Origin of the sequence: Kocuria sp. CCUG 69068, from assembly GCF_020833785.1 — a bacterium.
In the GTDB taxonomy this organism is placed as follows: domain Bacteria; phylum Actinomycetota; class Actinomycetes; order Actinomycetales; family Micrococcaceae; genus Kocuria; species Kocuria rosea.
The window spans coordinates 1-679 of record NZ_PDDL01000266.1; the positions used below are offsets into that span (position 1 = coordinate 1).

Annotated in this window: 1 protein-coding gene; it reads right to left on the reverse strand. The window is 78.2% G+C overall.

Annotation, left to right across the window (positions count from 1 at the left end):
- A partial coding sequence (locus CRM73_RS19445) for an HAD family hydrolase (protein ID WP_229588831.1) occupies positions 1-591 on the reverse strand: 591 nt, incomplete at its 3' end.
- Positions 592-679 lie beyond the last annotated feature (88 nt).

Sequence of the window (679 nt, forward strand, 5' to 3'; positions counted from 1 at the left end):
GGCCGCGACGGCCTCGCGCAGGGTCCGGGCGACCACCGGGGCGGCCGCCACCTCCTCCTCGCGGGTCACCGGCGTGGGGACCAGGACGCTGCGCGCGCCGGCGGCCTGGGCGGCCTCCACGTCCGCGCCGATGTCGCCGACGAGCACGCACTCGGAGGGGTCCACCCCCAGCTCCGCGGCCGCGGCCAGCACCATGCCGGGCCGGGGCTTGCGGCACGTGCAGTCCTGCTCGGGGGCGTGCGGGCACAGCTGCCAGGTGTCGAAGGGGCCGAGCAGCTCGGCCACGCGGGCGTTGACGGCGTCGACCTGCTCGCGGGTCAGCAGGCCGCGGCCGATGCCGGACTGGTTGGACACCACGCCCACCCGCAGCCCGGCCGCGCGCACGGCGTCGACCGCCTCCCGGGCCCCGGGGACCAGCTCGACCGCGTCCGGGTCGCCGTTGTAGGGCACGTCGTGGACCAGGGTGCCGTCCCGGTCGAAGAGCACGGCGCGCACCGGGACGGGCCAGGGCCCGGTCCCCCGGTGCCGCCACCAGCCACGCGCCTTGTGCCGCACGGCGGCCACGGGGATCGTGACGCTGGTGCGGACCATGCGGCTGAGCTCGGGCAGGAACTCGGGGTCGCCGGGACGTGGCCCCGGGACCGTGCGCAGCAGCACGAACCGGCCGGTCAGCCAGCCC